Origin of the sequence: Vreelandella andesensis (assembly GCF_003989795.1) — a bacterium.
Lineage (GTDB): Bacteria > Pseudomonadota > Gammaproteobacteria > Pseudomonadales > Halomonadaceae > Vreelandella > Vreelandella andesensis.
This window is the reverse complement of sequence record NZ_RZHG01000032.1, coordinates 1-17994: the sequence shown is the minus strand read 5'-3', so window position 1 is coordinate 17994 and position 17994 is coordinate 1. Positions and strand designations below refer to the sequence as shown.

13 protein-coding genes are annotated in these 17994 nt (G+C 50.9%); 2 read left to right on the top strand and 11 right to left on the bottom strand.

Annotation, left to right across the window (positions count from 1 at the left end; all coding sequences use genetic code 11):
* The 3 genes from ELY33_RS17525 to ampD form a co-directional block, all read right to left on the bottom strand.
* Positions 1–263, bottom strand: a 263-nt coding sequence (locus ELY33_RS17525) for a biotin/lipoyl-containing protein (protein WP_126944788.1), incomplete at its 3' end; no start/stop codon positions are given.
* A 58-nt stretch (positions 264–321) separates the two neighbouring features.
* A complete protein-coding gene (gene aceE, locus ELY33_RS17520; protein WP_126944786.1) occupies positions 322–2994 on the bottom strand; it encodes a pyruvate dehydrogenase (acetyl-transferring), homodimeric type in 2673 nt (890 codons plus the stop codon).
* A 421-nt stretch (positions 2995–3415) separates the two neighbouring features.
* Positions 3416–3982, bottom strand: a complete 567-nt coding sequence (gene ampD, locus ELY33_RS17515) for a 1,6-anhydro-N-acetylmuramyl-L-alanine amidase AmpD (RefSeq protein WP_126949194.1) — start codon at positions 3980–3982, stop codon at positions 3416–3418.
* 83 nt (positions 3983–4065) lie between these two features.
* Here ampD and nadC point away from each other — a divergent pair, with 83 nt between their 5' ends.
* Entirely contained in the window at positions 4066–4920 is an 855-nt protein-coding gene (nadC, locus tag ELY33_RS17510; RefSeq protein ID WP_126949192.1) for a carboxylating nicotinate-nucleotide diphosphorylase, read from the top strand.
* A gap of 51 nt (positions 4921–4971) precedes the next feature.
* Here the strand turns inward: nadC and ELY33_RS17505 are convergent, their stop codons facing one another.
* The gene (locus ELY33_RS17505; protein ID WP_126949191.1) at positions 4972–5502 is read right to left on the bottom strand and encodes a GNAT family N-acetyltransferase; all 531 of its coding nucleotides are present in this window, start codon (positions 5500–5502) and stop codon (positions 4972–4974) included.
* 128 nt (positions 5503–5630) lie between these two features.
* Here ELY33_RS17505 and tsaA point away from each other — a divergent pair, with 128 nt between their 5' ends.
* Positions 5631–6362 carry a tRNA (N6-threonylcarbamoyladenosine(37)-N6)-methyltransferase TrmO gene (gene tsaA / locus ELY33_RS17500; protein ID WP_126949190.1) on the top strand — a complete coding sequence of 244 codons (732 nt, stop codon included), beginning with the start codon at positions 5631–5633 and terminating at the stop codon, positions 6360–6362.
* 49 nt (positions 6363–6411) lie between these two features.
* Here the strand turns inward: tsaA and ELY33_RS17495 are convergent, their stop codons facing one another.
* From ELY33_RS17495 to ELY33_RS17465, 7 genes are all read right to left on the bottom strand, one after another.
* The gene (locus ELY33_RS17495) at positions 6412–8667 is read right to left on the bottom strand and encodes a CHASE2 domain-containing protein (RefSeq protein WP_167470116.1); all 2256 of its coding nucleotides are present in this window, start codon (positions 8665–8667) and stop codon (positions 6412–6414) included.
* A gap of 31 nt (positions 8668–8698) precedes the next feature.
* On the bottom strand, positions 8699–10006 hold the full coding sequence (locus tag ELY33_RS17490; RefSeq protein WP_126949188.1) for a FecR family protein: 1308 nt from the start codon (positions 10004–10006) through the stop codon (positions 8699–8701).
* Between the two features lie 54 nt (positions 10007–10060).
* The gene (locus ELY33_RS17485; protein ID WP_126949187.1) at positions 10061–10978 is read right to left on the bottom strand and encodes an SH3 domain-containing protein; all 918 of its coding nucleotides are present in this window, start codon (positions 10976–10978) and stop codon (positions 10061–10063) included.
* Between the two features lie 84 nt (positions 10979–11062).
* A complete protein-coding gene (locus ELY33_RS17480; RefSeq protein WP_244208639.1) occupies positions 11063–11392 on the bottom strand; it encodes a DUF6447 family protein in 330 nt (109 codons plus the stop codon).
* Between the two features lie 51 nt (positions 11393–11443).
* Entirely contained in the window at positions 11444–11860 is a 417-nt protein-coding gene (locus ELY33_RS17475) for a hypothetical protein (protein ID WP_126949186.1), read from the bottom strand.
* 96 nt (positions 11861–11956) lie between these two features.
* Positions 11957–12790 carry an OmpA family protein gene (locus tag ELY33_RS17470; RefSeq protein ID WP_126949185.1) on the bottom strand — a complete coding sequence of 278 codons (834 nt, stop codon included), beginning with the start codon at positions 12788–12790 and terminating at the stop codon, positions 11957–11959.
* An 11-nt stretch (positions 12791–12801) separates the two neighbouring features.
* Positions 12802–17994: beta strand repeat-containing protein (locus ELY33_RS17465; protein ID WP_208644267.1), on the bottom strand; the 5193-nt coding region annotated here is incomplete at its 5' end.

Here is a 17994-nt window from a genome sequence, read left to right as displayed (position 1 = left end):
GCGGGGGCTGATGCGTCGCCGCCGCCTTCGACCTCCAGTTCAACGATGTCGTCGCCTTCCGAGACCGTATCGCCTTCTTTGACCAGCACCTTGATGACCTTGCCGCCTTTCGGGGCGGGCACATCCATGCTGGCTTTGTCGGATTCCAGGGTGATTAGGGTGTCTTCCGCTTCAATGACATCGCCTTCTGACACCGCAATCTCGATGATTTCGACATCGGTATCCCCACCGATATCGGGAACTTTGATGATTTCGCTACTCAAGGTCGCGCTCCTTCCAAATCGGATCGAGCCGGCGGGCGTTTGCCCGCCGGGCAGCGGTTTAGCTGGTCAGCGGGTTCGGCTTGTTGGCGTCGATGCCATACTTCTTCAGCGCGTCGCCGACATGCTTACGATCAAGCTCACCGCGGTCGGCCAGCGCACGCAGCGCCGCCACGGTGACGAAGTAGCGGTCTACTTCAAAGAAGTAGCGCAACTTCTCGCGGGTGTCGGAACGGCCAAAGCCGTCCGTGCCCAGCACGGTGTACTCGCTCGGCACCCAGGCACGCACCTGATCGGCGTAGAGCTTCATGTAATCAGTGGAGGCAATCACCGGGCCGTCACGGCCTTCCAGGCACTGGGTGACGTGGGGCTTGTTGCCCTCAACGTCGGGGTTCAAGAAGGCTTCGCGCTCCAGCAGTAGCGCTTCGCGGCGCAGTTCGTTAAAGCTGGTCACGCTCCAGATATCCGCGCCAATACCCCAGTCGTTGGCCAACAACTCGGCGGCAGCTTCAACTTCGCGCAGGATGGTGCCAGAGCCCATCAGCTGCACGCGGCCTTTGTCGCCTTTCGTTTCGTTGAGCAGGTACATGCCTTTGACGATATCGTCGGTGGGCACGTTGTCGATGACCGGGTGCTCGTAGTTTTCGTTCATCACTGTCAGGTAGTAGAAGCAGTTCTCTTTATCGGTGAACATGCGCTTCAGACCGTCCTGCACGATGACCGCCACTTCGTGGGCGTAGGTCGGATCGTAGCTGCGGCAGTTAGGAATGGTGGAGGCCTGAATCAGGCTGTGGCCATCCTGGTGCTGCAGGCCTTCGCCGTTGAGCGTGGTGCGCCCGGCGGTGCCGCCGACCATAAAGCCGCGGGCTTGCAGGTCGCCTGCCGCCCAGGCCAAATCGCCAATCCGCTGGAAGCCGAACATCGAGTAGTAGATATAGAACGGCAACAGGGTGACGTTGTTGTTGCTGTAGGAGGTCGCCGCGGCAATCCACGCGGACATGGCACCGGCTTCTGAAATACCCTCTTCAAGGACCTGACCTTTTTGGTCCTCGCGGTAGTACATGATCTGGCCTTTATCGACCGGCTCATACTTCTGGCCTTCGGAGGTGTAGATGCCGAGCTGGCGGAACATGCCTTCCATGCCGAAGGTACGGGCTTCGTCAGGAATAATCGGCACCACGTGCTTGCCGAGTTTTTTATCCTTCACCAGGCCGTTCAGTATGCGCACGAATGCCATGGTGGTCGAGACTTCGCGCCCTTTGGAGCCGACCAGTTGCGAGGCAAAGGTTTTGTCTTCCAGGCTGGGAATCTCCAGCGCTTCAAAGTCACTGCGGCGGCTTGGTAGGTAGCCGTTTAGGCGTTCGCGCTGCAGGTGCATGTACTTAAGCTCGGGGGAGTCTTCTTCCGGCTTGTAGTAGGGCACGTCTTTGAGCTGCTCGTCGGTGATCGGAATGCCAAAGCGGTCGCGGAAGGTGCGCAGCGCTTCGTATTCCATGCTCTTGACCTGGTGGGCTTCGTTAGCGGCTTCACCATCGCCACTGCCCATGCCATAGCCTTTCACGGTGTGCGCCAGAATGACCGTGGGCTTGCCGTTGGTCTGGTTGACCGCTTCATGGTAGGCCGCGTAAACCTTGAACGGGTCGTGGCCACCGCGGTTGAGCTTCCAGATGTCTTCGTCGGACAGATCGTTGACCATCGCTTCGGTTTCAGGGTACTTACCGAAGAAGTGCTCACGGGTGTAAGCACCACCGTTGGCCTTGTAGTTCTGGTACTCGCCGTCGACCGCTTCATCCATGCGTTTTTGCAGGATGCCTTTCTTATCTTTCTCGAACAGCGGATCCCAGTGACGGCCCCAAACGACCTTAATCACGTTCCAACCGGCGCCGCGGAACACGCCTTCGAACTCGTCCATGACGCGGGAGTTGCCGCGTACCGGGCCGTCCAAGCGCTGCAGGTTGCAGTTGATGACGAAGATCAGGTTATCGAGGTTTTCACGGCCCGCCAGGGAAATCGCGCCCAAGGATTCCGGCTCATCACACTCGCCGTCGCCCATAAAGCACCAGATTTTGCGGTCGTACATGTCTTTCAGCTCACGGTGATGCAGGTACTTCATCACGTGGGCTTGGTAGATGGCTTGAATCGGGCCAAGGCCCATCGACACCGTGGGGAACTGCCAGTAGTCCGGCATTAGCCATGGGTGCGGGTAGGAAGACAGACCATCGCCATCAACTTCACGACGGAACCTGTCCATCTGCTCTTCTGACAACCGGCCTTCCAAATAGGAACGCGCGTAAATCCCTGGGGCCACGTGGCCCTGGATGTAAATCAAGTCGCCTTCAAAATCGCCTTTCGGGGCGCGGAAGAAGTGGTTAAAGCCCACATCATACAGCGTCGCCGACGACATAAAGCTGGCGATATGGCCGCCGAGCCCTGGGTTGGCGCGGTTATTACGAATCACCTGGGCAATCGCGTTATAACGGATCAACGACCGAATCCGGCGCTCCATAAACAGGTCGCCTGGCATCGGTGCTTCACGATGCACAGGGATCGTGTTTCGGTGCGGGGTTGTCACCGAGAAGGGCACCTTCATCCCATCCCGGCGTAGGCGATCCGCCAAGCGGGTCATCAGGTAGCGAGCACGATCTTCGCCCTCACGATCCAGTACTGATTCCAGGGATTCCAGCCACTCCGTGGTTTCGAGCGGATCGAGATCTTCTCTTGTCTCCAGACTCATATAGAGGTCTCTCCGAATGACGATAAATGACAATGAGCCCCGATAACCCTTAGGGCCTGGGGCGGCTGCGGTGTTTAGCCACCACAGGCCAGTAAATGCTGACGCCTAAGCGCCTTGCAGGGGTTTTCTTTCTACATTCAACAAGCTACATACCTTCCGATGTAGTAAAGCTACACAACCATCGTAAAAGTTAACCTTTTGTATATGTGAAGATACCGCAAAGTCGTCACTCTGCCAATTCCAGCAACCCTTAAAAAACTATCGAAAACAGAGTATTGCACCGCAACATAAGGAAATAATAAGACGTTAGTCTTGCCTGCAAGACCCTCGAAAATGTAGTCAAACTACCGTTTCATTCACTTACGAGTTAAGCACTTAATTAAACTTTCAACGCTCTCTGATGAAGTTTATGAGTCCCACACTAAGTACCTAATTGTTGATAGTAATAAGCCCAATCAAAAGCTGGCCCTGGGTCCGTTTTCCGTAGCGGTGCCACGTGAGCATGACCAGTGATGCGAGATTTATCCAGCAGTGGATAACGGATCATTAGCCATTGGGTTATTGCTACCAATGTTTGATATTGCGCTTTGGTAAAGGGGGTTACATCGTCGCCTTCCAGCTCAATACCCACTGAAAAATCATTTAAGGCTGTTCGCCACATCATTCGAGAAAGATCCAGCCAGCATGAACGCCCCGCATGCCAAGCGCGACGATCCGTATCAACAAACTGTAAGCATTCACCATCGCGTCGAATCAAAAAGTGAGCAGATACCCTAAGATGCGAAATCTCAGCAAAAAAAGGATGCTCTTGTGAATTTAACTGGTTGGTAAACAGCGCCTCAATAGCATCACCACCAAACTGACCTGGCGGCAAACTAATCGCATGAATAAGTAATAGCGAGACCTCACCATTGGGACGCTGATCACAGTTGGTCGATATCACGTTCCTAGCGCTTGACCACTGACCCTCAAAGGTTGTTCTTTCTATCACAGATACGCCCTCCTCTACGTTGGCGCTCTCTTTCACTATAATGCCCAACACACCCACTAACGCCTAGAGAACGCACCGCCATGCATTATGAAAACGCTCTTGCCGATGAGATACGCGCTAGCGCAGCCCGCCTACTGGCCGAGGACGTTGGCCCTGGTGATATTACAGCGCAGTTAATCCCTGAAAACCAATGGGCAACCGCCACTATTATTACTCGTGAACCCGCGGTACTTTGTGGCGTTGCTTGGGTAGACGAAATTTTTCGACGGTTAGATAGCCGCGTTACGCTACGCTGGCAGGCAGCAGACGGCGACACGCTTCAGGCAAATCAGTGCTTTTTGGAGCTAGAGGGGCCTGCTCGCAGCCTTTTGACCGGCGAGCGTGCTGCTTTAAACATGCTGCAAACCTTATCTGCCACGGCTACCTCAACGCGACATTACGTTGATTTAATTGAAGGCACTAATGTCCGCCTACTCGATACCCGTAAAACGCTGCCAGGAATGCGCTTAGCCCAAAAGTACGCAGTTACCTGCGGCGGTGGGCACAATCACCGTATTGGATTGTGGGATGCATTCTTAATTAAAGAGAATCATATTGCTGCCTGTGGCGGTATTAAGGCAGCAGTTTCGCAAGCACGTAAGTTGGCAAGTAACCTACCAGTGGAAGTCGAGGTCGAAACGTTTGAGGAGCTTGATCAGGCGCTGGCAGCAGGAGCCGACATTATTATGCTCGATAATTTCGCTCTGGAGGACTTGCATGTGGCGGTCGAAATAAACGGTGGGAGGGCAACACTCGAGGCCTCTGGAAATGTTGGCATATCAACGTTAAAGGCAATTGCCGATACCGGTGTTGACTGCATTTCCAGCGGCGCACTCACCAAGGATCTGAAATCGATCGACCTCTCGATGCGTATTACCCACACTTTCGACATTTGATGTATTTAGGTTTCAACATTTGAAGCACTTAGGTTTCAACATTTGAAGTACTCAGGTTTCGACAGCGTTAAGCTTTTTGACTAAGCGGTAGCGTTTCAAAAGTTCGCCACTGCGCTCTACCCACTGCTCGCCGAGGTTGGTAAAACCTCGGCGAAGCAAACGCTCATAAAGTACTAAGCTTGCTTCAATTTCTATCCGCGCAACACCCTGCTCAAGTAACATACGCTCAGCGTGTATCAATAGCGTGGTACCGATTCCACGGCCAGTCAGTGAAGGCCACACGTAAAGTGTCTCTATACGATTGGCGGCGATATCTAACTCTAAAAACCCCACACATCGTCCATCACAACTTGCAACCAGCGTAGTGTAGAGCGTTTGCCGAGCTGCCCAAGCGCTTGCCTCACGCGGCAGTGCATTCGCCCAAGCTCGCCGCTCGTCGACGCTATAGTGGGAAGCAGCCCCTTGCATCACAGCGTGATAAAACACTTCTGCTTGGTCAGCTGCGTCGCGAGCAAATCCTTCACGATACGTAATTCGCGGAGTGTGAGCAGAAGGTGTTTGGCTCACGTCAATACTTGGCATGTTGCATCTCCACTATTTATCTTATTATGACACCCGTTATCACACCTGATGGTGCCATCGCATCCCAACCCGATGCTTGACTGTTTTATACTTAGATACTTAGGCATTATTTACGCGTAGGGTGTGTCATGCACGGTATATCAATAAATGAATCATTTAGCGTTAGACCAATAGGCTACATTGAAAGCGATTATCCCGATAAGTTTGGCATCCCTCGCCAACCAGGGCTAGCAACGGCGGCAAAAGCGACGTTAGTGCTAGCGCCCCCCTTCAACACACCGCTAAGCGTTCGTGGACTAGAGGCATTTAGCCACTTATGGATCAGCTTTATTTTTCACCGTAGTCCTGAAGAGTGGGCCCCACTTGTACGCCCTCCCCGGCTAGGTGGCAATAAAAAAATCGGGGTATTCGCAAGCCGTAGCACGCACCGCCCTAATCGATTAGGGCTATCCCTTATTGAGCTTGTGAGTATCAATACGGATAACGGTGTACGTCTATTGCTTAAAGGCGCAGATTTAATGACAGGCACACCTGTCGTAGATATCAAACCCTACCTGCCTTGGACGGAAGCACTACCAGATGCACGCTCAGGATTTGCCCCAACATCACCACCTTTTTACCCCGTAGCGTTCTCCTCAGCGGCTGAAATAGCCCTTGGTCAACGCCCAGATGCTAATGAATTAAGACAGCTCATTACCCAAGTATTAGGCCAAGACCCCCGACCCGCCTACCATCACGGCCAACCAGAGCGGGAATATGGCATGCAGTTAAGGGATGTCAATATTCGTTTTCAAGTACAACAACGCCCTGAAGGCAACGTTGTTTACGTTATCAATATTCAAAAAATGATTAACAATTGATATTTAAACCATCAAAAAACTAACCATCAAAAAACTAACTATCAATAAACTAGCCATCAATAGAAGGTAGCTTCATTGTGAATTGGCTGCCTTTACCTAGCTCGCTTTCACAGTAAATCTCACCACCATGTTTAGCGACTACCGTTTTCACTAATGCTAACCCTAAACCATGGCCTTCCGCCATGCTATCTTTATCACTTCGCGTATAATCGTCAAAAATAGTATTAATGTCATTAGAATCGATACCAACGCCATTATCAGTAACCTGCAACACAACCCACTGACCCTTTCTACACATCTGAATATTAACTTTTCCGCCAGAAAGCGTATACTTTACGGCATTCTCAATTAAATTAAATACTGCTCTTGCAAGATAGCTTTTATCGCCCATTACTGGGGCGCCGTCTTCATCCTTCAGCTCGCTTACTATCTTAATATTTTTGATTTTAGCAAGCGGATAAACTTGATCAAGCACCTCCATTACAACATCTTCAAAAAGCACAAACTCTTTTTTCAACTCGAATGACTTAGCGCGCGTTAAATTGATAAAATCATTAATCATCCCAAGACCCATCGTTAGGCATTGCTCCAAATAGCTATGGAAATTAGCTGGCGTTGCAGCCGACGCTGGATCATTTTGGGCTTCTAAGAATGCTAACGCTCTCGCCTGGGGAGCTTTCATATCATGTGATAGAAAACTTAGCATGCTAGAACGCTGAGCTTCAGCCTCCACTTCACTTGTTAAGTCAACTAACCACACTAACCAACCCCCAGCTGCACTATTCGCTGTCGTTGATAGCTCTCCCATTTCAAGCCGGTAAGTACGGCTATTTCTATCAGTACACAAGCCGCCTACTCGAATGCCGTTAACATCATTTATTTCAGTTATCTGAGGTGGCCATATAGTCGAAAAATCTTGATTATCTCCAAAGGTTAGAAAAGATGGCAGGTCATCAATGTGATCGATGACATATTCACCATCCTCCCAACAAATCGCCAGTGCCTTCTTATTTGCTAGCAGCACTTTACCCTTTTTATTGAGTATGAAGATAGGAAGCGGCAATGAGTGCATCGCATCTAATATAAATCGCCGTCCCTCTACAATTCGACCTAACGCGAACTCAAGGGCTTGAGACTGCTGATACAGTTTCCCACCCTCACCTCGAATGTCATCAGGCACTTTAAATGGCAAGATAGATGGCTCTTGATACAACAATTCTAGTTCACGTTCAAACCAAGACAACAATGCTGCTTGGCTTTGCCAAACAATGGCTATGAAAGCGATACCCAATGCTATCAAGCTCGAAAAAGGTGGCCACCACCACCTAAAGTTCAGCGCTACCAAAGAAGCGCACAACACCCCAACACCGAGCGACAGCACCACTACTAGTAAATAACGAAATCTTAGCCACCAAGCCAATAGCAGTAAGATAACAATAGGTAAGCTTGCTAAAAATGCCCCTAGCCAGCTATCTACTTGACGTATATACGTTTCATCTCGTAGCGCATCGAATAAGTGAGCATGAACCTCAACACCGGGCATTAAACCAGAAGATAATAACGATACATTATAGCGATCGCCCAAACCAAGCGCAGTCATGCCTACTAAGACAGTGCGATCTCTAAGTAAAGAGGCAGGCACATACCCCATTAAGACATCGTGATAAGAAACAGTTGGGTATGAGCCTGCCGGACCCCGAAACGGTATTCTTACTGCTTCAGTTGGCCAATTTGATGTGTTATTCCCTGCTTTTTTTTCTGCATCTGCAAGAAGGGTCATTAGCTGTGGCCAGATATCGCCACGTCGCTCGACCAGCAACTCCACTGATCGGGCCACGCCATCAGTGTCGAGCATCACATTGATATGACCAACGCCCTTGGCGGCCGATAATAATGGGGAGGGAGGAATTAAAATATCTCGTGTATTACCTTCCAATAACGATTCAGAAAGTAGTGCCATAGGCAGATAAGTGCTGCCATGTCGCTGCATGGCATTAGCCAGCCGCCTATCTTCTTCAGGTAAACGGCTCGGCTCAACTAAAAGAACATCTAAAACAATCGATTGCACACCTGCCGCGTTCAGCTTTTCGATCAGCTGTGTATGAACATCTCTAGACCAAGGCCAGCGCCCTAATGCTTGCAGACTGGGCTCGTCGATCGCTACTACCAGAATATCGTCAGAAGGGGGCTCTGATTGCCTGGAAAGCCAAGCATCATACAAAAAGTTATCAGACAGTAAGGGAGACAAGCTATAAAGAAAAAAAGCAATGGGCAGTAACAAACAGCCCATTGCACACCATGTCATCACAAACCGCCGGTACAATGTTTTGGAAAGGCTACTGCCCTGAGTCATTGAGTGTTCCAGTGTCGAGAACAACCGTCATATCGTTACGTTCATCCAAGCTAACTACACGCCAAAATATCTCGTTACCAGGTAAACGGCTTATCTTTAGAGGACCGTTATTTTGAGGTTCATAGTCTAATAAAACTCTCGTGAATTCGCGATCAGCGGCTAGTTGCAAGCGATACGTTATGTGTGCTCGGTGGAGCCACTCGAATATCCAGGCATTCTCCTCCTGCTGAACAGACACTCGATTACCATGATGATGAATGACAAAGATAGCGCTATTACCTTCTATACCAAACTCATCGATAGCGGCTATCCGCAAATGATAAAACCCTGGAGAAAGTGGGTCGAACCGTATCTGGCTGCTCTGTGAGCGTTGATCACGTATTATCGCTAAAAAATTTGGATCACTTGCTATTTGTGCTCTGTAAGCTTGCCCTTGCATGGGCAACATAATATCTATTTGTATGGACTCATTTGAAAGCGACGTAATATCCACGCCCTCTGGTGGTGGCAAAAGTGGCACTACTTGAATGCTGCCTGTTTCATCAATACGAGCGCCTTCGCCCTCACTAACTGGGGCTTCTGTAGTACTCATTCGATTTTGAGCAGCAACATTTCCCTCATAAACAGAGGCTAGCAGTATTTCATCTGTATAGCCTGCCCGAAAGTGAGTGCCGCGCACACCCAGAACGCCCGTACTTGTTTCAATATTGTATGGTCGCCCCCGCATACGATTTGAAGGTACATAAGACTCTATTTCTCCACGCTCTAGTTGAAACGTGATGCCTCTTTCTCCTTCACGTTTTACTACAATGCGTGAATTAGAAGGTACCACCGCCCTAGCGCCATCACGCATTTGAACGGTCAAGGCAGAGCCTGGGCCGGTTTGAATAACGGAATCAGCCTCAATAATGTCACCATTTTCTAAAAGAGTGTCACCACCGTCTTTAACTAACCATGCTTCTCCCGAGCGGTAAAGTACGGACAAGGGAAAGGGACCGAAAGCATTGAGATCCACCAAGGTATTGGGTTGAAGCTTAGAGGGGTCAGCTATTGCATTTATTTGCTGCAAAGTAGGCCATTCGTCAGGAGTTCCGTAATAGTATTCGGAAATCTCCCAAAGCGTATCACCTGGCATCACTTGATGGTGCGTATCAGATGCGTAGGAAAGCCCCCAAGTCAATAAAAAAACGCCTCCGAATACAACGCCTGAAAAACGTTGTAACAGCGACTTAGCTTTCAGGCTACTCCCACTCTTTCTTTTATTCATAACGCCACCATCTATGTTACGCATAGGCACGCTCGGTAGGTATTTATTGTTCGAATAACACTAATTTCTATAAAAATATCAGTCAATCAGCGTGTTGGATATCCAACCTAACGTCGGTGCATTTTCTTGTTGGAAGTAGATTTGGCTCCAACCGTCCATACTACCCAACACGTAGACGGCAGTGCCTCTTGTCAATGATGCAATGGGGTCAAAATCAGTACTTGCCCCAGCACGAATATTCACACGACTTCCGGCAACGTTTTTTTCTTCAAGGTTAGGCAGGCTGGCATTAATATTCTCTTTCGCTAAATCGTTGCCGCCTTTAGCTGCCATAACGAACCAAAAAACAGCCCAGGCATGATTACGCTCAACCCCATGCCCTCTTGCGTGCATGGCACCCAGATTATTTTGCGCAAACGGATCATTTTGCTTCGCAGCACGCTCATACCACTCAAATGCACGGGTAAAACTTTGCTCTACCCCTCGACCTGTCTCGTAGAGGCTTCCAATATTGTTTTGTGCTGCTACATGTCCCTGTTCAGCGGCTAATTCAAACCATCTCGCCGCTAACTCAGCATTTTCATCAACGCCCTGACCTTCCAAATACAGTAAACCTAACTGAAATTGTGCCGCAGCATTACCTGATTCGGCAGCCCGCTCAAACCACTGCGCAGCTGATCCTGAATCACCGTCAAGGCGTTCAAGAAGATAAAGCTCAGCCAACCTAACTTGGGCGTCTGCAAGGCCATTATCCGCTGCAAGTCGGTACCATTTATAGGCTTCATCTAAACTGGCATTTACCCCTTGGCCACGCTCAAACATCATCCCCAATGCAAACTGAGAGTCCGAGTCACCTCGTTCTGCTGACGTGCGCCACTCATGAATAGCAGAGGCATAGTGGCCACGCTGATATTGGTCGAGCCCAGCCTCGTAATCCGCACTGGCTAGCGTGCTAAACCCAACGGCAATAAGGCTCAACCAGGGTAGCATCCTCATAATCAGGCCTTCCTTCACAAAAGCCCGATAGACTCTCGTCTATCGGGCGTTGAACATTATTAAGTAACCTCGTATCTTGCGAGTTTACTTCACCGGCGTTACCGATTGTGTCACTTCTGCCAATATACGGGCATAAGTATTACGTGCCGTTTGCGTGATCGCCAGTTGGTCTTGTAAACGCTGTAGTTCTTGGTCTGTAACCCTTAGGTTTTGCAGCTGTTCACGCCCCTGCTGCCCAAGACTTTCAAGCGTATACTCTTTACCGTCTATCGTGATCGTTGGTTGCGCTGCTTGTTCGCCAACGGCAACCGCCGATTGACTTTCATCAACAGACACTTCTTTTTCGCCTTTATTGGCTTCACTTTTACTAACGGCTCTGCTTTTTACTGAACCCGACGCGCGCGGCTTACTCATAAAAAATCACCCAGCAAATCAATGTAAGACATCATTTAAAAATAAGAGTAATTACTCAGCCGACGCTTCTTCGACCGATGCTTCTTCAACCGCTTCAATAGCGTTAGCATCTTCAGCCGGCGTACCAATACGCTCATGGGTCAGCACACACAGTACCCCTGTGCGTGTATGTTGAATTTCAAAATTCGTATCACAATAAAGAGCCATAGTGTTAAGTACGCGATTTTCGAGTATCAGGGGGTTTTGTAAGTCACTTTCATTAATGGCCAAGCGCGCCAAAAACATCCCACCTTCAGGACACCCGAGCGCCTGTTCATCACTTGCTGCCACACATACTGAGCTTTGATCCACAGTATTTTTAGAGGGTTGCTCTTGCTGCTCGGCCATCACCCCCATACTGAATATCGATAGACCAACGGCTGCCGCAACTGCCGCTACAAATGTAGTGATATGGCCAACATAGTTCATTTTTTAAGTTCCTAATTTTCAGATTTTAAAAAGCAGGGATACACCGTATCCCCGCCGTTAATCGTTATCTTTAGTACTCGTTTGCTAGTTAAGCAACTAACGAGCTGTCTCAGTAACTGTAATTTCCACTCGCCTATTTGGTCTCAAACACTGAGTCACACTCGGCGTTGCCGACCTTCCTGGGCAGTCTACAACTGGGTCTGCCATGCCACGGCCAGCTGTCGTTATACTTGAGCGACTGACCCCCTGGCTAGCCATACGGCCACCAACCGTCTCGGCACGCGAGTTGGATAACGCTAGGTTATAAGCCTCGCTACCAAAGCGATCTGTGTAACCAATGATCAAAACACTCGGACTTACGAAGTCATTTGTGATCGTTTGAGTTACTTGATCGACAGCTCGACGTCCTTCTAACGTTAACGTATCGCTATCAAAATCAAATAACACATCACCTGATAACGTTAGTTTCTCTTCACGCGGCTCAGCGGCAATCTCTTCTACTTCGATTGGTACTAGTAACGCCGGACACTGCAAATCCCGCCAGCGCGTGCTCTCTAACGCCATCTCATCGTCATAGTGCACTTGGTATTGGCAGGTGATGTACTCATTGCCGTTGCCCGTGTACAGGTTAAAAACGTAATTCCACTCCCGGACACCAAAGAACCCTTCCGCGTAATGAGGGTTACCGATTAACTGGCGTACTTGATCTTTCGTTTGACTTTCCCGAAGTCGTAAAATGTTTTCAGGATCGACGAATTTACCTCCGTCATACCAGTTGCCCGATAGTGCCGGAAAACCATCTCCGGCATCACGTAACTCAGTGCGGTCGTTATTAGGTGGACTAGCACAGCCCGCCAGAACGAGAGCGGCGGCGATACTGGCGGCCCCAAGGGCCGCCTTTGTCATCATATTGCTACAAATATTATTCACGTCGTTTTCCTTTACCAGTGCCAGCCAGCGCCAATACCTGCGCCGAAGTTGCTTTGTGAATCGCCGGTGATCTTACCTTGGATAACCCAGCGGCCATTGTCAGAGAGACGCGACACCCCAACTGATACAGCCGATTCGCCACCGTAGGTACCTGCACCTACACCTACCATGCTCTTACCGGGCATCCAGGCTTGCGGCACTGTGGAGGCGGCGATCGCACTAGCAGAGCCTGCGTTGGCATTGCGTTCAACGCTGTCGATACGGCCATGGACATTGTGGATCTCTTGACTGAAGCGGTTGCTGAGGTCATTCATCTGGCCCACATTAACTGCATCCGTCTCATTAACGCCTGGCGCTACGTTGGTAATGGTGGTGCCTTCATCGCCTTTCAGGATGATGGTGCTGTAATCCACATTGCCATCTTCATCACGGTCGTAGTTCACCGCACCACGCTGAACCGCATCCAACTGGCGAACGTTAACCGCATCAGTGTCTCGAGTACCGCCCGCTACGTTGGTGATCTGGCGTTCGTTACCCGCACTGCCGACAGAGACAGCACCTTGAGTAGAGGCCACTGACTCATTAGAGAAGCGCTCACGTTCACCATTCATGCCTTCACGGTCTGCAACGGAATCCGCGCCAAGTGCAACACTGCCGTTCACTTTCGCTTGGGCACCAGCACCCGAGGCTACACTGCGGTCGCCCGCGGCAACGCTGCTTGGCCCCATCGCGATGCTGTCAGCCCCTTGAGGATCCGCCGCCGCGCCTTCGCTGTTAGCGCGGAAGTACTTGGAGCCACCCTGCTCAATGTTGGTGATTTGATTGCTCACCTCCCACAGCTGGCTACCGTTTACCGCATCTGTGCTGTTTTGTGCGATTTCACCCGGTGCGACGTTGGTGATCGTCGTACCGCCATCGCCTTCCAAGGTGATGGTGGTGTAGTCAACGCTGTTGTCGTCATTACGGTCATACTTCACCGCACGGTCATCCAGATCCGCTAAGTCGTTGGTGATATTACTGATATCGCCTTCAACATTTGTGACGCGATTATCCAACGCACCGACGGCTTGGTTGGTGGCATACAGTTGGCTGCCGTTAATCGCATCGGTGCTTTCTGCCGTAATCCGACCTGCTGCGACGTTCGTCACCGTACGCTCAGCACCGGCACTGCCAACACTGACCGTCGACACCACACCTTCTCCAGCACCCGCAAACTGGTAGGTTTCACCAGCAATTTCTACTGAGCTTGTGCGTACAACCTCGGCAGTACGCGCACCTGCACCTAGAGCGACACTGCCTTGATGCGATGCGACAGCCTCGTAACCCATCGCCAATGCACGATCTGCCGAGGCGACGGCCTCGTAGCCAACCGCTGTCGAGCCTTCACCTTTAGCAAAGGCATCGCTTACCGCTAGGCCACTATCGTTAGTGCGCACGTAACGAATGCCAAGGCCGTTATTGGTGACGTATTCGTTGCTTACATCGCCCGTCACGTTGGTGACAATGCTTTCCAACTGATACAGCTGCGAGCCATTAATAGCATCTTTGCTATCTGCGGACACATCGCCATCAGCCACATTGGTGATTTTATTATCACCCATGTCGATGCCATCACCACTGATCACTGGACCACCTTCGCCTACGGTGATGCTGTTGCCGATCTTAAGATCGTCATTCAACGCCAGTTCGAGGGTTTCTTCATCGGTCAGCTTGGTGATGATATTGCTGTTACCTTCTTCATCAGCTTCACCCACGATGTCGAGACGGTCACCCAGACGACGTTCACTGTCATCACCTTCGTTGGCACCAAACGTCAGCGGTGTATCAGCAACTTCGCTAACCGAGTTATCAACGTACTGCTTGTTGGTAATGTGGTTGTCTTCGGTAATCTCGCCTTCGTAAGTGACGTTTCCTTCGTTGTTGACGAAGAAGTTGTCGCCCAGGCGGGTCTCATTCGTGACAGTAAGGTTATTGCTGGTGACGTTTTCCAGCCCCGTCAGGTTCTTAGCCAGCTGAACTTTCAGGCCACCGTCGCCATCCTGGGTGATGCCGATGTTGTTGTCGGTCAGCGCCGTTTCATCCGCGCCGCCCGTCAGGCTTAGGGTTTCGTTCAGCTTGCGCTCAACCACTTTGCCGTCGTCGCCAACAAACTTCAGGCCGTCTTCCAACGTTGCCACTTCGATGTCGTCGATGACGATACGAGTGATGCCGTCTTTGCCGTCTACACCTGGTGCGCCATCTGTAACAGTGATGGTGCCGTTAGCACCGTCTTTACCGTTCAGGCCGATTGAGCCGTCTGCGCCATTGATGGTAACGCCGGAAACGCCGTCTGCGCCGTTAACGCCGATGGTGCCGTCTACACCTGGTGCGCCGTCTTTACCTGGACCACCTACAACTAGGTCGCTGTTCAAACCAAAGTCGATCTGGTTGTCAGTTACGGTAGTGATGACGTTGCCATCTTCACTGCGGTAGGCAACGGTCTCGCCTAGCTTGACGTTGTCATCAGCACCGTTGTCAGCAGCAATGTTGAAGCCTTTGTCGATCAGCCCTGTGGTGCTGTTCTGAAGGTCACCTACGTTAACCGCGTTTTTCAGGTCATCGCCCGTGACATCACCCAGTTCCTGACCACCAAGGCCGCTGCCCAGGTTGGTGATCTGGTTGTCACCCATGTCGATGCCGTTGTCATTGATGACCGGGCCACCGTTGTTGATGGTGATGCTGTCAAGGTCCGTCAGGTTCTTGGCCATCACTAGGTTTAGCTTGGTGCCGTCGCTATCAACCCGCAGGTTGGCACCGGAGGCCGCGTCGGTATCCGCCAGCTCGCCTTCGATGTTCAGCGTTTCGCCAAGCTTCTTGGCAATGGTGTCGCCCTTGTTACCTTTGAACTTCAGGCCGTCATCCATGGTGGCGACTTCATAGTCATTGCCCTCGCCGTCTTCGTAGACGATGCGGGTAATGCCGTCCGTGCCGTTGATACCCGGGCTGCCGTTGGTGCCATCAATACCGATAGTGCCATTCTTGCCAGACGGGCCGGTCAGGCCGATAGTGCCGTCCTTGCCGTTGATCGCCACACCGCTCACGCCGTCTGCACCGTCAACGCCGATGTATCCATCCTTGCCGTCTTTGCCGCCGACCGTCAGGTCATCACCCAGGCTTAGCTGCAGTTCGCCATTGGCGTTGTCTGCCGTGGTGATGATGTTGCCATCGGGGTCAGTGACCTTGATGGTCTGGCCAAGATCTTTCTTGACTTCAGCACCGCTGGTGTCTGCCAGACCAAAGCCGCCGCCGTTGTCTGCGGTGGAGACGTCTTGCAGGTCACCCACGTTGACGGCGTTTTTCAGGTCATCGCCCGCGACATCACCCAGTTCCTGACCACCAAGGCCGCTGCCCAGGTTGGTGATCTGGTTGTCACCCATGTCGATGCCGTTGTCATTGATGACCGGGCCACCGTTGTTGATGGTCAGGCTATCTGCGGTCAGGGCTGGTGTGGTAGCCACTTCAATGCTGTTGCCGTTGCGCGTGATGGCAATGTTCTGGCCTGCACTGAAGTCCGCTGACTCACCCGGCGCGATGTTTTCGCCCGTGGCTTCGCCGTTAGCCGTCAGGTTCCAGCCGCTATTGGCCACATCACTCACTTGCTTGAGCTGGTCTTCAGACGCCGCTTGGCCAGAGGTGAAGTTGTTCGGATCAAAGGTTTGGTTGGTCAGGCCGCCAATCGTGCCTGCATCGCCATCGATCGTGACCGTATTCGTCGTACCAACATTAATAGAACTGGCCAGGCTAAAGTCGATCTGGTTGTCGTTAAGACCAAAGGTGGTGACAATGTTGCCATCTGTACTGGTGTAAGTGACGGTTTCACCAAGCTGGACGTTGTCTTCGGTGATGGCTGGATCTGCATAGCCGCTGTTGTCAGCTGCGATGTTGAAGCCTTTAGCAATGTCGGTGGTGTTATTGCCGATATTGGTGGTGTTGTTAGTAATATCGGTGGTGTTGTTAGCAATATCAGTTGTGTTGCTGGCGATATTGGTGGTGTTGCTAGCAATATTGGTGGTGTTATTACCAATATCAGTGGTGTTGTTAGTAATATTGGTGGTGTTATTACCGATATCGGTGGTGTTGTTAGTAATATCAGTGGTGTTGTTGGTGACGTTTTGATTCGTCGCAAACAACTGGCTACCGTTTACCGCGTCAGTGGATGTGTCGCTGATCTCACCTGGTGCAACATTGGTGATGACGGTGTTACCCGCATCGATACCTGTCTTGGTGATGCTAGGACCACCAGTGATGGCTAGACCTTTGTTGTTGATAAAGGTGTCGCCCATCTTAACGCTACCAGCAGTACCAAGATCGATGGTTTCAGCGAGCTTGACTGCGATGCTGCCATCCAGGTCTGCTTCGGTCAGAATGTTGTTCTCTGTGCTAGTGGTTGCACCACCTTTGACTGTAAGAACTTCATTAGGGTTACGTTTAACAATAACCGCACCGTTATCACCTGTGTACTGCTGTTCTGTAGTGTTGATAGCTGTGTAAACATCACCACCATTGACAACGGAGGTGTTGCCTTCGGTGATGTAGTTTGTAGCGCCACCAGCATTGGCGATGCTGTCACCGTTGACAACCGTCATTGTGTCTGAGTTGACATTAGTGAACTCAACATCGTCCGCTGTCGCGACTTTGATACCGCCTACACCATCATCAGCCAGCTTGATGTTTTTGCCGGTGACGAAGTTGGCGTTATTGTCAGTTTTGGTCAATGTTTTGACATCGGTGCCGTCAATCTGAGTGACCACTTCCTGGATAGAGCTGTCAGCCAAGACTAGGCTGTCTTTTGCGTCCTGACTTAGATCTACTGCGTAGTCTGTGACGTTGTTTGCATCTGGACCTGTAGCTGCTACAGTAACCGCCGTAGAGCCTGCGCTGACTGTGGTGCCATCAGCGTTGACTTTGTAAGTGGTTTGGCCAGTGGTGGGATCATAAACAGATTCGAGTATGGTGTTGTTGCCTTCCACAAGTTGGGTTAACTGATCGACATTGGCAGCTTCACCAGGGTTGAGACCCGGTGCTAGGTTGGTGATCTGGTTGCCACCCATGTTGATGCCAGCGTTGTTGATCACTGGACCACCGTTGTTGATGGTCAAGCTATCAGCGGTCAGGGCTGGGGTGGTAGCCACTTTGATGATCTGGTCGCCATCACGGGTAATCGC